This window comes from Mucilaginibacter sp. P4_E8, from assembly GCF_056401495.1.
The window spans coordinates 1-654 of the sequence record NZ_JBFUJG010000444.1 but is presented as its reverse complement, the minus strand read 5'-3'; the positions used below and the strand labels follow the sequence as shown (position 1 = coordinate 654).

General features: G+C 54.1%; 1 protein-coding gene. It reads left to right on the top strand.

All coding sequences use genetic code 11. The features are described 5' to 3' along the window. A partial coding sequence (locus AC1DRQ_RS32015) for a condensation domain-containing protein (protein WP_477430270.1) occupies positions 1-654 on the top strand: 654 nt, incomplete at both ends.

The following is a 654-nucleotide window of genomic DNA, read 5'->3' as shown; positions in this document are numbered from 1 at the left end:
GTACAAAAGACAGGGGATGATTATCAGCGGAGCCTGGATATCCGGGCCGGGGTATTAACGCGGGCGGTGCTGATGCTGAGCCCTGATGAAGAGGGGTATAACCGTTTGCTGGTGATCGTGCATCACCTGGCTATAGACGGGGTATCGTGGCGTATCCTGGTGGGTGACCTGGAGCAGTTGCTGGAGCAATTGAAGGGAGGTCAGGAGCTGAGCCTTGGTGAAAAGGGAAGTTCTTATAGGAACTGGTACAATAGTCTTCATCGTTATGGTTCGGGTATTTGGCAGCAGCGTCAACGGGGTTACTGGGAGCAGGTTGTCTCGGCTTATTGTGCCATACGTGTTGATCATGAGTCAGCAGCGCCGATACGGTCTGGTGGAATGCATGAATATATAAGTCAGCTGAGCCGTGAGTCTACGCGGTTGTTATTACAGGAGGTTCCTCAGGCGTACCATACGGAGATCAACGATATCTTGTTAAGCGGTCTGCTGGGGGCCCTGACGCGTTTTACCGGGGAAGATCATATAGTGATCGGTCTGGAGGGTCACGGTCGTGAGGATATCGACCGTTCGATAGACCACAGCCGTACGGTGGGGTGGTTTACGAGCCTGTACCCTGTACTGCTGGAGCTGGGGGAATCGGCGGATGCCGGATGC